Annotated in this window: 17 protein-coding genes, 1 tRNA gene and 1 pseudogene; 16 read left to right on the forward strand and 3 right to left on the reverse strand. The window is 65.3% G+C overall.

What is annotated here, in order from left to right; all coding sequences use genetic code 11:
* Genes H1B27_RS14845 through H1B27_RS14860 form a run of 4 tightly spaced genes read left to right on the forward strand, consistent with a single transcriptional unit; the run spans position 1 to position 2975 of the window.
* Entirely contained in the window at positions 1-861 is an 861-nt protein-coding gene (locus tag H1B27_RS14845) for a fumarylacetoacetate hydrolase family protein (protein ID WP_197966554.1), read from the forward strand.
* Positions 862-864: 3 nt separating this feature from the next.
* Complete coding sequence (hpaH, locus tag H1B27_RS14850) at positions 865-1668, forward strand: 2-oxo-hept-4-ene-1,7-dioate hydratase (protein WP_061881170.1); 804 nt, start codon at positions 865-867, stop codon at positions 1666-1668.
* Between the two features lie 25 nt (positions 1669-1693).
* Complete coding sequence (locus H1B27_RS14855; protein WP_197966555.1) at positions 1694-2089, forward strand: RidA family protein; 396 nt, start codon at positions 1694-1696, stop codon at positions 2087-2089.
* Between the two features lie 10 nt (positions 2090-2099).
* Positions 2100-2975: an amidohydrolase family protein gene (locus tag H1B27_RS14860; RefSeq protein ID WP_197966556.1), complete on the forward strand. Its 876-nt coding sequence runs from the start codon at positions 2100-2102 to the stop codon at positions 2973-2975.
* Between the two features lie 214 nt (positions 2976-3189).
* On the opposite strand, the gene H1B27_RS14865 is transcribed toward H1B27_RS14860, so the two are convergent.
* Positions 3190-4197 carry an LLM class flavin-dependent oxidoreductase gene (locus H1B27_RS14865; RefSeq protein WP_197966557.1) on the reverse strand — a complete coding sequence of 336 codons (1008 nt, stop codon included), beginning with the start codon at positions 4195-4197 and terminating at the stop codon, positions 3190-3192.
* A 294-nt stretch (positions 4198-4491) separates the two neighbouring features.
* Between H1B27_RS14865 and H1B27_RS14870 the strand changes: the two genes are divergently transcribed.
* From H1B27_RS14870 to H1B27_RS14880, 3 genes are all read left to right on the forward strand, one after another.
* A complete protein-coding gene (locus tag H1B27_RS14870; RefSeq protein ID WP_197966558.1) occupies positions 4492-4995 on the forward strand; it encodes a peptidase associated/transthyretin-like domain-containing protein in 504 nt (167 codons plus the stop codon).
* Between the two features lie 13 nt (positions 4996-5008).
* A complete protein-coding gene (locus H1B27_RS14875) occupies positions 5009-5638 on the forward strand; it encodes a ferric reductase-like transmembrane domain-containing protein (RefSeq protein ID WP_197966559.1) in 630 nt (209 codons plus the stop codon).
* A gap of 139 nt (positions 5639-5777) precedes the next feature.
* Positions 5778-6272: a Crp/Fnr family transcriptional regulator gene (locus H1B27_RS14880; RefSeq protein ID WP_197966560.1), complete on the forward strand. Its 495-nt coding sequence runs from the start codon at positions 5778-5780 to the stop codon at positions 6270-6272.
* Positions 6273-7337: 1065 nt separating this feature from the next.
* Here H1B27_RS14880 and H1B27_RS14885 read toward each other — a convergent pair.
* Complete coding sequence (locus tag H1B27_RS14885; RefSeq protein ID WP_156505211.1) at positions 7338-7688, reverse strand: RidA family protein; 351 nt, start codon at positions 7686-7688, stop codon at positions 7338-7340.
* 92 nt (positions 7689-7780) lie between these two features.
* Positions 7781-7855 (reverse strand) — tRNA-Thr (locus tag H1B27_RS14890).
* Positions 7856-8172: 317 nt separating this feature from the next.
* Between H1B27_RS14890 and H1B27_RS14895 the strand changes: the two genes are divergently transcribed.
* From H1B27_RS14895 to H1B27_RS14935, 9 genes and pseudogenes are all read left to right on the forward strand, one after another.
* Positions 8173-8361 (forward strand): hypothetical protein, encoded by a 189-nt coding sequence (locus H1B27_RS14895; protein WP_197966561.1) that lies wholly within the window; start codon positions 8173-8175, stop codon positions 8359-8361.
* A 38-nt stretch (positions 8362-8399) separates the two neighbouring features.
* A pseudogene (locus H1B27_RS14900) lies at positions 8400-10035 on the forward strand (FAD-dependent oxidoreductase).
* Positions 10036-10251: 216 nt separating this feature from the next.
* Positions 10252-10560 (forward strand): EthD family reductase, encoded by a 309-nt coding sequence (locus H1B27_RS14905; protein ID WP_197966562.1) that lies wholly within the window; start codon positions 10252-10254, stop codon positions 10558-10560.
* Positions 10561-10750: 190 nt separating this feature from the next.
* Positions 10751-11260 (forward strand): hypothetical protein, encoded by a 510-nt coding sequence (locus tag H1B27_RS14910; RefSeq protein WP_061881159.1) that lies wholly within the window; start codon positions 10751-10753, stop codon positions 11258-11260.
* A gap of 131 nt (positions 11261-11391) precedes the next feature.
* Positions 11392-12216 (forward strand): alpha/beta fold hydrolase, encoded by an 825-nt coding sequence (locus H1B27_RS14915; RefSeq protein WP_197966563.1) that lies wholly within the window; start codon positions 11392-11394, stop codon positions 12214-12216.
* 331 nt (positions 12217-12547) lie between these two features.
* Entirely contained in the window at positions 12548-12991 is a 444-nt protein-coding gene (locus H1B27_RS14920) for a DUF2948 family protein (RefSeq protein WP_028176540.1), read from the forward strand.
* A gap of 147 nt (positions 12992-13138) precedes the next feature.
* Positions 13139-14434 carry a histidinol dehydrogenase gene (gene hisD, locus H1B27_RS14925; protein WP_197966564.1) on the forward strand — a complete coding sequence of 432 codons (1296 nt, stop codon included), beginning with the start codon at positions 13139-13141 and terminating at the stop codon, positions 14432-14434.
* Complete coding sequence (locus tag H1B27_RS14930) at positions 14431-14928, forward strand: UPF0262 family protein (protein ID WP_197966565.1); 498 nt, start codon at positions 14431-14433, stop codon at positions 14926-14928. Before hisD ends, H1B27_RS14930 begins: the two co-directional genes overlap by 4 nt.
* Positions 14929-14933: 5 nt before the next feature.
* Positions 14934-15401 (forward strand): arsenate-mycothiol transferase ArsC, encoded by a 468-nt coding sequence (locus H1B27_RS14935; RefSeq protein ID WP_197966566.1) that lies wholly within the window; start codon positions 14934-14936, stop codon positions 15399-15401.
* The last annotated feature ends 98 nt before the right edge of the window (positions 15402-15499 follow it).

The raw sequence follows: 15499 nt of genomic DNA on the forward strand, positions 1-15499 counted from the left end.
ATGCGACTCCTGAGCTATCTCCTGGATGGAGAGCCGCGCTACGGAGCGGCCGTCGAAGGTGGCGTGATTGATCTGACGAAACGGATCGGTCGCGATTTCTCGGATGTGAAGGCGCTCATCGCAGCCAATGCGCTGTCCGATGCGCAGGAAGCGGCGGCCGGGCAGAAGCCCGACTACCCGTTGGAAAAGCTGGTCCTGCTGCCGCCGGTGCTTGCGCCGGAAAAGCTCTGGTGCATCGGCGTCAACTACGCCGAGCGCAACGCCGAATATAAGGACAGTTCGGACCTGCCCAAATGTCCCAGCCTGTTCGTGCGCAGCATGTCTTCGATGACCGGCTCCGGCCAGCCGATCGAGAAGCCCAAGGTTTCGGACCAACTCGACTACGAAGGCGAGCTCGTCATCGTGATCGGGCAGGGCGGCCGCCACATCCCGCGCGAGAAAGCGTGGTCGCATATCTTCGGCATGACGCTGTGCAACGAGGGCACGATCCGCGATTGGCTGCGCCACGGCAAGTTCAACGTCACGCAAGGCAAGAATTTCGACCGCTCCGGCAGCATCGGTCCCTGGATCGTCACCGCGGACGAGCTCGATCCGCGCGGGCCGCACGACATCATCACGCGCGTCAACGGTGAGGTGCGGCAGCAGGACACCACCGAGCGGCTGATGTTCCCGTTCGATGCCCTGATCTCCTATCTCTCCACCTTCGCGACGCTGAAGCCCGGCGACATGATCGTGACGGGCACGCCGACCGGGGCGGGCGCCCGCTTCGACCCGCCGCGCTGGCTGAAAGTCGGCGACGTCGTCGAGGTCGAGTCGAGCCGCATCGGCGTGCTGCGTAACACCGTGGCCGCGGAGCAATAGATCATGCTGGATGCTGCGACGATCGAACGCCTTGCCGCGCGCCTCGACGAAGCCGAGCGCACGAAATCGCTGATTCCGATGTTCACGAAGGAGTACCCCGACTTCAGCATCGAGGACGCCTACGCGGTTCAGCGCGCCTGGACGAAACTTCAGCTCGGCCGCGGCCGCGTCATCAAGGGGCACAAGATCGGCCTGACGTCGAAAGCAATGCAGAACGCGGTCGGCATCAGCGAGCCCGATTACGGCGTGCTGTTCGCCGACATGTTCTATGCCGATGCGACGCCCATTCCGTTCGACCGTTTCCACGCGCCGCGGATCGAGGTCGAGCTCGCCTTCGTGCTGAAGGCGCCGCTGCGCGGGCCCGCCTGCACCATCTTCGACGTGCTCAACGCCACCGACTACGTCACGCCCGCGCTCGAGATCCTGGAGACACGCATGCATCGCGTCGATCCGGAGACGGGCAAGGCGCGCAAAGTCATGGACACGATCTCGGACAACGCGGCCAATGCTGCGCTGGTGCTCGGCGGCCGGCCGATCCGCCCGATGGATGCTGATCTGCGCTGGATCGGTGCTTTGTTGTTCCGCAACGGCGAGGTCGAGGAGACCGGCCTTGCCGCCGGCGTGCTCAATCATCCCGCCAACGGCATCGCCTGGCTCGCCAACCGCCTCGCGCCGCATGACGAGCACCTCAAAGCCGGCGAGGTCGTGCTGGCGGGATCGTTCACGCGGCCCGTCGACATCCGCCGCGGCGACACGTTTCATGCCGATTACGGCGTGTTCGGCTCGGTGTCGTGCCAGTTCGTCTGAACCAACAACAATCAGGGAGCGCACCATGACGGGTCAAACGCGGCGCAAGAGCATCCACATCGGCGGCTTCAAGCACGTCAATCCGATTCCGAACGCCTGCCGCATCGGCAATCTCGTGATGTCGGGCGTCATCCTCGGCCGCGATCCCGCGACCAATGCAATGCCCGAGAGCCTCGACGCCCAATGCGCCAACATGTTCGCGCATATGAAGGCGACGGTGGAGGCTGCCGGCGGCACCACCGACGACATCATCAAGATGACGGTGTGGCTGAAGGACCGCGGCAATCGCGGCCCGGTCAACGTCGAGTGGCTCAAGATGTTTCCGGACGAGCATTCGCGCCCGGCGCGCCACGCGCTGCCGATGGACAACATCGATGGCGGCGCGCTGGTGCAGTGCGACTTCACCGCCGTGATCGACTGAGGAGTTTTGCATGCCGACCTATCTGCCGTTCGATCCCAACCCGCGCCGGCCGAGCAAGGCACCGCCGCCGAAGACCGTCGACAGCCAGTTCCACGTGCTTGGACCCATCGACAAATATCCGGAGCGTCCCGGCGCCGCCTATCGGATGCCGACCGCGACCTGGGAAGCGGCGCTGCGCATGCACAAGGCGCTCGGCATCGAGCGCGGCATCATCGTGCAGACCACGACCTACGGTGCCGACCATGCCGTCGTGCTCGACGGGCTCAAAGCCATGGGGCCGAACTATCGCGGCTGCGCCAATGCGCTGGTGTTCGCCGAGGCGAGCGACTCCTACCTCGCCAAGCTGCATGATGCCGGCGTGCGCGGCGCGCGCTTCAGCTTCCGCCAGGAGCTCGGCGCCGTGCTCTCCGATGCCGATTTCGCCCGCGCGATTGCGCGCATCCGCGAGCTCGGCTGGTACGCCAAGATCCAGCCGGAGAAGGACGGCATCATGTCGAGCGTCGCCAAGTACGAGACTCTCGACGTCCCCGTGCTGATCGACCACATGGCGCGCCCCGATCCCGAAGCCGGCAAGGCCGATCCGAACCTGCGCAAGATGCTGGAGCTGCTCGGCAAGGGCAATTTCTGGGTCATGCTGTCGCTCGGCGAGAAGACCTCGAAGACCGGGGCTCCCTACGACGACGTAATCCCGATCGCGCGCGCCTATATCGAGGCCGCTCCCGATCGCTGCGTCTGGGCCAGCGACTGGCCGCATCCGGTCTCGGTGAAGCAGCCGCCGAACGATGCCGACCTGCTCGAGCTGATGTACCGCTACGCCCCGGACCAAGCGGAGCTGGAGAATATCCTGGTGCACAATCCGGCCAAGCTGTTCGGGTTTGCGGATTGAAGCGGAATGAAGTTCGGCCCCGAGCAGCGCTCTCTCCTTCCCTCCCCCCTTGTGGGGGAGGGGCAGGGAGGGGGGCCACACGGGGATTCCATCCGTTACGTACCGGCCCTGATACTTCGTTAAACAATCGATACCTTTTCCTGGGCTACCCCCCTCCCTAACCCTCCCCCACAAGGGGGGAGGGAGCGCACCTCCGTCGGGGCGCGATTGCGCCTCACATCGCTGGCTGCTTCGCCAACCTCTCCCGCACCTCGGCTGCGATCTCGAACGAGCGCAGCCGCGCGGCGTGGTCGTAGATCTGCCCCGTCGTCATCAATTCGTCCGCTCCGGTCTCGGCGATCAGCGCCCTCAGCTTCTCTTCCACCACATCAGGCGAGCCGACCGCGGAGCAGGACAGCGACTGGCCGACGCCGGCCTTCTCGGCCGGCGACCACAGCGCGTCCATGTCGCCGGTCGGCGGCGGCAGCGGCCCCGGCGTGCCGCGGCGCAGATTGATGAACTGCTGCTGCAGCGACGAGAACATCCGCTGCGCCTCTTCGTCGGTGTCGGCGGCGAACACGTTGACGCCGATCATCGCGTAGGGCTTGTCGAGCTGCGCAGAGGGCTCGAACCGCGCGCGATATTCGCGCAGCGCCGGCATCATCATCTGCGGCGCGAAATGCGAGGCGAACGCAAAGGGCAGCCCGAGCATCGCGGCAAGCTGCGCACCGAACGTGCTCGACCCCAGGATCCACAGCGGCACCTTGGTCCCCATGCCGGGCACGGCGCGGATCGCCTGGTTCGGCTGCACGTCGCCGAGCAGCGCCTGCAGTTCCAGCACGTCGTGCGGAAAATTCTCGGAGGTGGTGGCGAGGTCGCGCCGCAATGCCCGCGCGGTGAACTGGTCGGTGCCGGGCGCCCGGCCGAGCCCGAGATCGATCCGCCCGGGATAGAGCGATTCCAGCGTGCCGAACTGCTCGGCGATGACGAGCGGCGAATGGTTCGGCAGCATGATCCCGCCGGAGCCGACGCGGATCGTCCTGGTCCCGCCCGCGACGTGGCCGATCACGACCGACGTCGCCGCGCTCGCGATTCCCGTCATGTTGTGATGCTCGGCGAGCCAGAACCGTTTGTAGCCCCACGCCTCGGCATGCCGGGCAAGGTCGAGCGAGTTGCGGAAAGCCTGCGCCGCATCGCCGCCCTGGCGGATGGGAGCGAGGTCGAGCACGGAGAAGAGGATCATATGGGGGCTGCCGGTGTGGAGGGCTGCGCGATCATGCGCGTCTTGAGGAAAGACATGTAGTGGCGGCGCGCAGGATGGGTAGAGCCCTCGCATGTTTCGTCACCAGGGGCTGGTGGGTTCTCCGCCACGCGACCCATCCTGCCCGCCAAGAGCTGCCTGGCCGCCATGAGCTGCGAATGCCCCGGTTCACAACACTGTTATTGCGACCGATGGTCCCCTCCCTCTCAACTGGGCGTTCTGCGCCTGTTGTTGTAGCTTGCGCGAGCAAGAGCCCCGTTACCGGGAGGAACTGACATGACCAACGTCGCACTCGACCGCCGCAGCATCCTCGCCGCCGGCGGCACCGTCCTCGCAACCGGGGTCTTGGTATCAGCCTTCCCCGGCCTCCTGCTGCCGGCGCGTGCGGACGGCCTCGCACCGACCCAGTCGATGTCGGGCGGGGCGAACAATTACCGCAAGGGCGCGGCGATCGTGGAGCGGATCGGCAAGGGCGGCTTCTGGATGAGCGGCACCGTCCGCCGCGCCGGTGACGGCGCTCCGCTCGCCGGGCAGCGCATCCAGATCTGGGCCCACACGGTCGAAGGGCAGGAGCACGAGCCGCAGAGCCACGGCGCCACGCTCACCGACAAGGACGGCAAGTTCCGGCTCGAGATGCCACAGATCATTCCGATCTTCGGCCAGCCGCATGGCCACCTCGCCTATGACAGCGGTGAGTTCAGGACCGTCTTCCTGCGGCCGGTGATGCGGAGCGCCAAGGAAACCAGCCTCGAGGCGCACTTCGTGCTGCAGCCGGCCTGAGCTGACTCTGCAAATGAGGGGATGGAGATCGGCTCGGGCGGTCCTGATCTGGGTCGCCCTTGCTTTGGCCATTGGCGTGCCGATCGCCGCTGCTGCGACAAGCGAGCAACTCGCATGGCGCGGCCCGGTCTACATTCTCGCCGGCTTCGCCGGCATCATCGCCCTCGGCCTCGTGCTGGTGCAGCCGCTGCTGATCGGCGGATATCTGCCGGGCCTGCCGGCCTATCGCGGACGGCGCACCCATCACTGGATCGGCGGTGCGCTGGTGGTGGCGGTGGTGATCCACGTCGCCGGCCTCTGGTTCACCAGCCCGCCCGACATGATCGATGCCCTGACCTACGCATCGCCGACGCCGTTCTCTCCCTTCGGCGTGACCGCGATGTGGGCCATCTTCATCGTCGCGCTGCTGGCTCGGCTGCGCCGGCGGTTGGGACTGCGGCTGCGAACCTGGCGCATCGTCCATATCCCCCTCGCGATCGTCATCGTCGCGGGCAGCGTGGTGCATTGCCTGCTGATCGAGGGGACGATGGAAACGATCTCGAAAGCGGCACTGTGCGCAGCTGTCCTCGCGGCGACCGTAAAGGTCATGATCGACCTCTGGAGACGACGGACGCTGCGCGGCGAGAGTGTTGCGCGGCAGTAAACGCGCGGAATTGACCGCGCGTCGCAGACCTGCTTGATCGAACACAACTGATCGAACACATTGAGCGTTACTCATTGGGCGACGTCAGCGCCGGTGTCCTCTGCTTGCTGCGGATGGCGAGGGCGCATATCCTTGCGCAATGGCCGCCAGCGATCCCGATCTGAAAGCCTTCCTGCTCGCCACACCGTTCTTCGGTGGTCTCCCGGAGCCGAGCCTCGACCTCCTGATCTCAATGCTGGTCGAGCGCCGCTTCGATGCCAATGCGACCGTCGTCGCGGAGGGCGAGCCGGGACGCTCGATGTTCATCGTCAAATCCGGTCGGCTGGCGGTGAGCAAGCGGACGAACGCGGGGAGCGTCATCCCGATTTCGGCTCTGGAGCCTGGCGATTTCTTCGGCGAGATGACGCTGATCGAAATGCAAAACCGCTCCGCCACGGTGGTCGCGGAGAGCGCGACCGAACTGTACGAGCTGACGGCCCAAAAGCTCTACGCCTGCTACAAGGCCGATATCCACGCCTATGTGATCGTCCTGCAGAACATCAACCGCGAGCTCTGCCGGCGGCTGCGACGGTCAGACGATCGGTTCGCGGCACTGCAGGTGGGTGGCTCGATCGATGGTGCGCAGGACGGGTAGAGCCGTTGCGAAACCACCATGTTTCGCCACTGAGCAAGGCTCGATGGTCCTGGAAATCACGACTTATCGTGCGCGTACTTCTCCAAGACCAGCCGATCATATTCATCTCGCACGGCTCTTCGCGAGACATGCCCTTTCCGGTCTTTGGCGATTTTCAGAAGGTCGGGATCAGTCGGTGCCCTCCGCCTGAATCTCGCAAAGAGCCGGGTCGGAGGCGACGACGTCCTTCCAAGCAGCCGGTCAAACCATTCCATGGTGTCCTCCCGGACGGACCGCAAGTTACAATATTATCACCATGAATTCAGGGGTCAAAAGGACAGCGTGACTGCATCTTTGCGAAGGGCCCGCCGTAAGCGGATATCGATCGCAACGATTTTGACCCGTCGGGCAAAACACCCATCCCCTCGCAAAATCCCGTCAACCCCTTCTTGCGAAAATATTCCACTTTACCGAAATTCGGAATTGCGGCATATTCTCGCCATCCCGGCCCAGGGAGAGGGGCGATCGTACGTCGTCACGAACGTGGACCGGGTGCGGTGGACGCGGCAGCGCCGGGCATGCGAGGTGGGACCAGGGCGAGATGAACCTCGTGAGGTCCCGACTGCGTGCGGACGAACGGCGCTTGGGTCCGGCGAAGCCCTTGGGCAGAGCGGGGCCGCTGCGTACGGCGAAAGCGCGTGGTCCTGACCGTCGTTGCTACGGTCAAGCCTTGCGGAGATGGGTCGGGACTCAACCGGGCCTTGAGGCATCGCCAATTCGCGAGGTGACGGAGGCCAGAAGGAACTCGGCTCCGGGGAGAGCGCGCATAAGCCGTCAAACCATCGCGCAGGGAAGGCCGGGTGTTTTCCGGCCCACCTGTCGTCCCGCCTGCGCATTTGCGTGTGCAAATTCTTCGCGCGGCGGATCATGGGTGCCAGCCGGCACCCGGCCTTCCCTGCGCCCTCTTCACATGGAGAGGGTCAAGGAAAACAGCAAAACTCGGACGCTTCGCGCCGCGAGAACGCTGCTGGATGTGTGAGCGCAGGAATGACCGAGCTTTCTCGCCTTGCCGATGCCGCTCGAGGATCAGCGGCGGGCGGCGATCGCCGTCAGCTCCAGCCTGACGCCTGGGCCGAGATCCGCGACGCCGATGGCGGCACGCGCCGGCAGATGGTCCACGGTGAAATAGCGCTTCCACACCTGGTTGAACGCCGCCTTGTCGGCGAGATCAGCCATGAAGATGGTCACCTGCAGAACGCAGGAGAGATCGGAGCCGGCCCCCTCGAGCAGCGTCTTCAACTGGCGCAACACGTCGTCGGCCTGGCCGGCCATGTCGAGCCCCGGATCCTCGGGAACGATGCCGCCGAGATAGAGCACGCCGTTATGCTCGACGATCTCGTGGAGCAGTCCTTCATAGGGCAGGGAACGTTTGATCACGATGGCATCCGGGAGTTGCGGGCTCGCTGGCCAGGCGCAGGGCTTGTTTCAATAAGGCTTGTTTCAATAAGGCTCGCTTCAATGGGGGAAGCTGGTGCTGCCAGACAGGATTGAACTGTCGACCTCTCCATTACCAATGGAGTGCTCTACCACTGAGCTACGGCAGCATGTGCTGGGACAAGAATCGGGCGCCCGAGGGGCCTACCAAGCGGGCCGATATCTGCCACAAGCCCCCCTCCTGTGCAAGCTTGCAAGCCCCGCCGAAGCGAGAAAATCGAGCCGATATCGGGGCCAAAATGCCCCATTTGATGGGAAATCATCGACTTTCCGCCGATTCGGGGCCCGATATCCCCGGCCAACTGGCCAGTTGCCCGGGACGCTGGACTTGCTCCATTTCGCGTTTCGCACGATCGGATCGCGTCGGCCTCTTGAGCTGCCACACTTCGGTGGCATCCTGTCCCCGATTTCCGTGAATGGACCCTTGATGACCGACCAGAACGACAAGAGCGCGAGCCAGGCGCGGGCGTCCCGCGACGACCGCCTGAAATCGGCGCTGCGCGAGAACCTGAAGCGGCGGAAGGTGCAGGCGCGCGAACGCGCCGCAAGCACCGACCCCTCGCAGAACGACGATGGTTCCCTAAATGAGGGGGCCGCCGGCAAGACCGGCAATTGAAGGCGGGCGGCTGGAATTTTGGAGTGCATGAGGTGGCCATGGGGCAGGACGAACCACAACGAACCGACCGTGACGCGCAGCTGTCGCGCTTCATTCGCCCCGAGCAGACCTTTCCGGCGCTGTCACCGGCCGAGATCGAACGGATCAGGCACTTCGGCGAAATCCGCACCTTCGCGGATGGCGAGTTGCTGTTCGAGACCGGCAAGCCCGGCCCCGGCATGTTCGTCGTGCTGAAGGGCCTTGTCGCCATCACCCAGCGCGACGGGCTCGGCCACGTCACCCCGGTGATCGACCAGGGGCCGGGTCAATTCCTGGCCGAACTCAGCCAGCTCTCCGGCCGGCCTGCGCTGGTCGACGGCCGCGCCGAGGGCGATGTCGAGACGCTGCTGCTTCCGCCGGACCGGCTGCGCGCGCTGCTGGTCGCCGAGGCCGAGCTTGGCGAGCGCATCATGCGGGCGCTGATCCTGCGCCGGGTCAATCTGATCCAGGACGGCGCCGGCGGCCCCGTGCTGATCGGACCGTCGAACTCCGTCGGGGTGGTGCGGTTGCAGGGGTTCCTCACCCGCAACGGCCAGCCGCATCATCTGCTCGACCCCGATCGCGATCGCGATGCGGCCGAACTGATCGCGCGGTATTTGCCGAAGCCCGAAGACTGGCCGCTGGTCGTCACTGCCGATGGCGCGCATCTACGACGTTGCGGTCGTCGGCTGCGGACCCGCAGGGCTCGCCACCGCCGTGTATGCGGCGTCCGAAGGGCTGTCGGTCGCCGTGCTCGACACCCGCGCCTTCGGCGGCCAGGCCGGCGCCAGCGCGCGGATCGAGAACTATCTGGGCTTTCCGACCGGCATCTCGGGCCAGGCCCTGACCGCGCGTGCGTTCACCCAGGCGCAGAAATTCGGCGCCGACATCATGATTCCGGTGACGGTGAAGTCGCTGGACTGCACGCGCGGGAATGGCGCATTTTCGGTGACGATCGAGGGCAGCGATCCCCTGCGTTCGCGCGCCGTGGTGGTCGCGAGCGGCGCGCGCTATCGCCGGCCTGACATCGCGAACCTCGACAAGTTCGAGGGACGCGGCGTCTGGTACTGGGCCTCGCCGGTCGAGGCACGGCTCTGCGCCGGAGAGGAGGTGGCCCTCGTCGGTGCCGGCAATTCGGCAGGGCAGGCCGCCGTGTTCCTGTCGGGCCACGCCAGGAAAGTGCTGATGATCATCCGCGGCGGCGGCCTGGGCGCCAGCATGTCGCGCTATCTCATCGAGCGCATCGAAGCGACACCGAACATCGAACTGATGTTCAACACCGAGATTACCGCGCTCGAGGGCGACGAGGCCTCGCTGCTGCGGCGTATCCGCTGGAAAAGCCGGTTGTCGGACGACGAGGATTCTGCCGACATCCGCAATCTCTTCCTGTTCGTCGGCGCCGATCCCGCCACCTCCTGGCTCGACGGCTGCGGCGTGACGCTCGATCGCGGCGGTTTCGTCGTGACAGGTGCGCAGTCCGAACAGAACCAGGGCAAGCTGGTGGCGCCGCTGGAAACATCCGTGCCCGGCGTCTATGCCGTCGGCGACGTCCGCTCCGGCTCGGTCAAGCGCGTCGGCGGCGCCATCGGCGAGGGCGCGCAGGTCGTGGCGTCCCTGCACGGCTATCTCGGCGACGTCGCAAAACCGGCGCTTTAGGCACGCAGAAGACAAGCGAATGGCAAGTCAAATGGGACTTGCCATTGCGCCACATCCTGCAGACTATCCCCTCATCCTGAGGAGCGCGCCTGAGCGCGCGTCTCGAAGGATGAAGGCCCGGAACGACGACCCGGGCCTTTCATGGTTCGAGACGTGTGCTTCGCACGCTCCTCACCATGAGGATCCAAGCACAACAAATTTTCACGGGAGGACCAAATGGCTGAAATCGTCGTGCTGTACAAAACGCCCAAGGACGCTGCCGCCTTCGACAATTACTATGCCGAGACGCACATCCCGCTCGCCAAGAAACTTCCCGGCCTGAAGAAATACGCCGTCAGCAAGGGGCCGGTCGCATCTCCCGCAGGTCCTTCCGGGATCCATCTCGTCGCCATTCTCACCTTCGACAGCGTGGCCGACATTCAGGCGGCATTCGCCAGCCCCGAAGGCAAGGCGACCGGCGCCGACGTGCCCAAGTTCGCCAGCGGCGGTGCCGACCTCTTGATCTTCGACACCAAGGACGCGTGAAGGATCGATTCGACTTTCGTCGGAAACGGCCGTCCGTCGTGACGGCGACGCAAGAAACCGGCCACGCGTTTGTCGATTCGCACGATGACGCATGGCCGCGCCTTTGCATGTGACGACAACGCAGGTGGCAATCCCATGAGGACCGTAATACTACTCTCAACATCTCAATGCGGAGAACAGGAGAGATGTCATGGTCCTTGGGTTGAGTCTGCCCGCCCTTACGCTGATCCATGTCATCATCAGCCTGATCGCCATCGTCGCAGGCCTCGTCGTGATGTTCGGCCTGCTCGGCTCGAAGCCGATGCCGGCCCTCACCGCGATCTTCCTGCTGACCACGATCCTCACCAGCGCCACCGGTTTCCTGTTTCCGTTCAAGGAGCTGCTGCCCTCGCATATCATCGGCATCATCTCGCTGGTGCTGCTCGCGATCGCCTGCGTCGCGCTGTACGGCATGAAGCTCGCCGGAGTCTGGCGCCCGGTCTATATCGTGACCGCGATGATCTCGCTCTATTTCAACGTCTTCGTGCTGGTCATCCAGTCGTTCCTGAAGGTGCCGGCGCTCGCCGCCCTCGCACCGGCCGTGCCGCCGGCGCCGCCGTCCGGTCCGGTGTTCGCCGTGGTGCAGGGCATCGTGCTGGTGTTCTTCGTGGTGCTGACCATCGGCGCCTGGCGCCGCTTCCGACCGATGGCGTTTGCCTGATCACACGATTCTCAACGCTCCCCGTTGATGCGAGGCATCGCATTCAGAATCTCGCGTTGCTATCTGCACGGCATAGGCGCGTGCTCGTCCGCGCGCCACGCATTTGATTTTTCACCGAAAGAGAGCAATCCATGCCCACCATCACCACCAAAGACGGCGTCGAGATCTTCTACAAGGATTGGGGCTCTGGCCAGCCGATCGTGTTCAGCCATGGCTGGCCGCTGTCGGCGGACGACTGGGACGCGCAGATGTTGTTCTTCGTCGCGCACGGTTATCGCGTCATCGCCCATGACCGCCGCGGCCACGGCCGCTCGGCGCAGGTCGCCGACGGCCACGACATGGATCACTATGCCGATGATCTTGCGGCGGTCACCGCGCATCTCGACCTCAAGAACGCCATTCATGTCGGCCATTCCACCGGCGGCGGCGAGGTCGTGCACTACATCGCGCGCCACGGCGAGAGCCGGGTGGCGAAGGCCGCGATCCTCTCCGCCGTGCCGCCGCTGATGGTGCAGACCGCGGCCAATCCCGGCGGCCTGCCGAAGAGCGTGTTCGACGATCTCCAGAGGCAGCTCGCCGCCAGCCGTACGCAATTCTATCGCGACCTCCCCGCCGGCCCGTTCTACGGCTACAACCGCCCCGGCGCACAGCCGTCGGAAGCGGTGATCCAGAACTGGTGGCGCCAGGGCATGATGGGCGGCGCCAAGGCCCATTACGACGGCATCGTCGCGTTCTCGCAGACCGACTTCACCGAGGACCTCAAGAAGATCAACGTGCCGGTGCTGGTGATGCACGGCGACGACGACCAGATCGTGCCTTATGCCGATTCCGCGCCGCTCTCGGCCAAGCTGCTCAAGAAGGGCATCCTGAAGACCTACAAGGGCTTTCCGCATGGCATGCCGACCACGCACGCGGAAACCATCAACGCCGACCTGCTGGCGTTCTTCAAGGAGTGAGTGACTCTTACCTTCCCCTTGCGGGGCAGGGACATCGCATGTGAGGTGTGAGGCACCGACTGTTTCTACAGCGTCATGGCCGGGCTTGTCCCGGCCATCCACGCGTTTCCACGCAGCACAAGAACGTGGATGCCCGGGACAAGCCCGGGCATGACGACCTCTGCAAATGTGCACATGCGATGGCCCTGCCTTGCGGGGGAGGGGTATCCGCGCAGCGTGCTGGAGATGGAGGATATCAATAGCCTCTAACCTGCCGGCCGGTTAGTTTGCGCGGAAATTTCGGGGCCCGCACGCGTTGAGCCCTGACCCCTCCAATGGAGAAGCGTCGGAAATGTCGCCCCAGCTCAAACTGATCGCGCTCGACGCCGACGACCTCGCCGTGATCTCGACCCATGTCCAAGACGCCCGAGTCCAGACCTCCGACATCATCTGGCGGCAGGGCGAGAAGCGGCTTGTGGTCGGAATGAGCCGGCTGGACTGGGAGCAGACATTGGAGGGCGAAGCCGAACCACGCCGGCTGGTCGCCGCGCTCCGTTTCGACCGTGTGCTCGCCTGCAAGTCGCGCAACATCGATCTCGCCGCGCCGGACAAGGTGCTGGACCTCGTCGGCATTGAATTTCACTCCCAGGACGGGCGCCACGAGGAGCCCGGCGGCAGCGCCCTGCTTCTGTTCGCCCAGGGCGGCGCCATCCGCCTCGATGTCGAGTGCCTGGAATGCGAGCTGACCGACCTCGGGGACGACGCGCTGGGAACGGGCATCGAGGGGGAGGGGTGAAGTGGCCGGTATACCAGCCGAATGGGCTGGGGCCCTCGCCGGAACGGCATCTGCCGAGGGTTGACGCAGCTTCCCCGCCGCGCCATTGAGCAGGGGACCCGGTGCGCCGATCCGCCCCCAAAATACCAGCCAGAAGCCAAGCGAAACATGCCCGTTCGCCTCGACCGCAGCAGCGCCGATTTTGACCAGCGATTCGCCGCCTTCCTCGCCGCCAAGCGCGAGGCTTCGGCCGATGTCGAGGCCGCCGCGCGCGCGATCGTCGACGACGTGGCCAGGCGTGGCGATGCCGCCCTGCTCGAAGCCACGGCAAAGTTCGACCGGCTCACGCTGGATGCATACTCCTTGCGCATCTCCGCCGCCGAGACCGAGGCCGCCGTGAAGGCCTGCGATGGCGCGACGCTGGATGCGCTCGAGCTCGCGCGGGACCGCATCGAGACCTATCACCGCCGTCAGCTTCCAAAGGACGAGCGCTTCACCGACCCGCTCGGCGTCGAGCTCGGCTGGCGCTACACCGCGATCGAATCCGCCGGCCTCTACGTTCCCGGCGGCACCGCGGCCTATCCGTCCTCGGTGCTGATGAACGCGGTGCCCGCGAAAGTCGCCGGCGTTTCACGCCTCGTGATGGTGGTGCCTTCGCCGGACGGCAAGCTCAATCCGCTGGTGCTGGCGGCCGCGCATCTCGGCGGCGTCACCGAGATCTACCGTGTCGGCGGCGCGCAGGCCGTCGCCGCGCTCGCGCACGGTACCGCGACGATCGCGCCGGTCGCAAAGATCGTCGGCCCCGGCAACGCCTATGTTGCCGCCGCGAAGCGGCTGGTGTTCGGCAAGGTCGGTATCGACATGATCGCCGGCCCCTCGGAGGTACTGGTGATTGCCGACGATACCGGCAACGCCGACTGGATCGCCGCCGACCTGCTGGCGCAGGCCGAGCACGATGCGAGCGCGCAGTCGATCCTGATCACGGACTCGGCACGCCTTGCCGCCGACGTCGAAAAGGCGGTCGAGGCGCAGCTGAAGACGCTGCCGCGCGCGGCGATCGCAGGCAGCTCCTGGGCCGATTTCGGCGCCGTCATCATGGTGAAGAACCTCGCCGAGGCGATCCCGCTCGCGGACGCCATCGCTGCCGAGCATCTCGAGATCATGACCTCCGATCCGGAGGCGCTCGCCGAAAAGATCCGTAACGCCGGCGCGGTGTTCCTGGGGCCCCATACGCCCGAGGCGATCGGCGACTATGTCGGCGGCTCCAATCACGTGCTGCCGACGGCGCGCTCGGCGCGATTTTCCTCCGGGCTCTCGGTGCACGACTTCATCAAGCGCACCTCGATCCTGAAATGCGGACCCGATCAATTGCGTGCGCTCGGTCCGGCCGCGATGACGCTGGGCAAGGCGGAGGGGCTGGATGCCCATTCGCGTTCGATTGGATTGCGCCTCAATCTGTCATGACAAAGCCGCCCGAACAGGACGACTCGGCCAATCGCATCGTCGGCGTCACGCTCGACGAGGACTCGATCGGCCGTTCCGGGCCGGACATCGAGCATGAGCGGGCGATCGCGATCTATGATCTGATCGAGCAGAATTTGTTCGCGCCCGAGGGCGCGGAGGGCAAGGGCCCCTTCACGCTGCATATCGGCATCACCGGCAACCGGTTGATGTTCGACATCCGCCGCGAGGACGGCTCGCCTGTCGTCGCGCATCTGTTGTCGCTGACGCCGTTCCGGCGGATCGTGAAGGACTATTTCATGATCTGCGACAGCTACTACCAGGCGATCCGCACCGCGACCCCCGACAAGATCGAGGCGATCGACATGGGCCGCCGCGGCATTCATGACGAGGGATCGCGCACGCTCCAGGAGCGACTGAAGGGCAAGGTGCGGGTCGACTTCGAGACCTCGCGCCGCCTGTTCACCCTCATTACCGTCCTGCATTGGAAGGGGTAGGCGCGATGGCGGGTCCGCCACGCGCACGCGATCCGCAATCGGTGCTGTTCGCCTGTGCGATGAACAGCGTGCGCTCGCCGATGGCCGAGAGCCTGTTGCTGCACATGTTTCCGCAGGGCCTTTACGTGAAGTCGGCCGGTACCAGGAAGGGTGAGCTCGATCCATTCGCGGTCGCCGTGATGGCCGAGCTCGGCCAGGACATCTCGGCCCACAAGCCGCAGACCTTCGAGGAGCTGGAGGACTGGGAGGGGCTGAATTTCGACCTCATCATCACGCTCTCGCCCGAGGCGCATCACAAGGCACTGGAGCTGACACGGACACTCGCGGCCGAGGTCGAATACTGGCCGACGCAGGATCCCACCATCACCGAAGGCAGCCGCGACCAGAAGCTCGCTGCCTATCGCGAGGTCTGCGATCAGCTCTTGATGCGCATCCGCCGGCGCTTCGCCAAGGCGGGCGCGGCGAGCGGGTAGCGAGCGGCGTTCGTAACACCCGCGTCACAGAGCGCAGGCACAGGCATGTCGGACACCTCGAATCACCAAACCCCCGGTTCCCGGGTTGTGAAATCGGC

This window comes from Bradyrhizobium diversitatis (assembly GCF_016031635.1).
In the GTDB taxonomy this organism is placed as follows: domain Bacteria; phylum Pseudomonadota; class Alphaproteobacteria; order Rhizobiales; family Xanthobacteraceae; genus Bradyrhizobium; species Bradyrhizobium diversitatis.

Coding starts and splice junctions, on each gene's coding strand:
- H1B27_RS14905 (WP_197966562.1), top strand. CDS start 10,252: ATGGCTGAAATCGTCGTGCTGTACAAAACGCCCAAGGACGCTGCCGCC.
- H1B27_RS14860 (WP_197966556.1), top strand. CDS start 2,100: ATGCCGACCTATCTGCCGTTCGATCCCAACCCGCGCCGGCCGAGCAAG.
- H1B27_RS14935 (WP_197966566.1), top strand. CDS start 14,934: ATGGCGGGTCCGCCACGCGCACGCGATCCGCAATCGGTGCTGTTCGCC.
- H1B27_RS14870 (WP_197966558.1), top strand. CDS start 4,492: ATGACCAACGTCGCACTCGACCGCCGCAGCATCCTCGCCGCCGGCGGC.
- hpaH (WP_061881170.1), top strand. CDS start 865: ATGCTGGATGCTGCGACGATCGAACGCCTTGCCGCGCGCCTCGACGAA.
- H1B27_RS14915 (WP_197966563.1), top strand. CDS start 11,392: ATGCCCACCATCACCACCAAAGACGGCGTCGAGATCTTCTACAAGGAT.
- H1B27_RS14875 (WP_197966559.1), top strand. CDS start 5,009: ATGAGGGGATGGAGATCGGCTCGGGCGGTCCTGATCTGGGTCGCCCTT.
- H1B27_RS14895 (WP_197966561.1), top strand. CDS start 8,173: ATGACCGACCAGAACGACAAGAGCGCGAGCCAGGCGCGGGCGTCCCGC.
- H1B27_RS14880 (WP_197966560.1), top strand. CDS start 5,778: ATGGCCGCCAGCGATCCCGATCTGAAAGCCTTCCTGCTCGCCACACCG.
- H1B27_RS14930 (WP_197966565.1), top strand. CDS start 14,431: ATGACAAAGCCGCCCGAACAGGACGACTCGGCCAATCGCATCGTCGGC.
- H1B27_RS14855 (WP_197966555.1), top strand. CDS start 1,694: ATGACGGGTCAAACGCGGCGCAAGAGCATCCACATCGGCGGCTTCAAG.
- H1B27_RS14920 (WP_028176540.1), top strand. CDS start 12,548: ATGTCGCCCCAGCTCAAACTGATCGCGCTCGACGCCGACGACCTCGCC.
- H1B27_RS14910 (WP_061881159.1), top strand. CDS start 10,751: ATGGTCCTTGGGTTGAGTCTGCCCGCCCTTACGCTGATCCATGTCATC.
- hisD (WP_197966564.1), top strand. CDS start 13,139: ATGCCCGTTCGCCTCGACCGCAGCAGCGCCGATTTTGACCAGCGATTC.
- H1B27_RS14865 (WP_197966557.1), bottom strand. CDS start 4,197: ATGATCCTCTTCTCCGTGCTCGACCTCGCTCCCATCCGCCAGGGCGGC.
- H1B27_RS14845 (WP_197966554.1), top strand. CDS start 1: ATGCGACTCCTGAGCTATCTCCTGGATGGAGAGCCGCGCTACGGAGCG.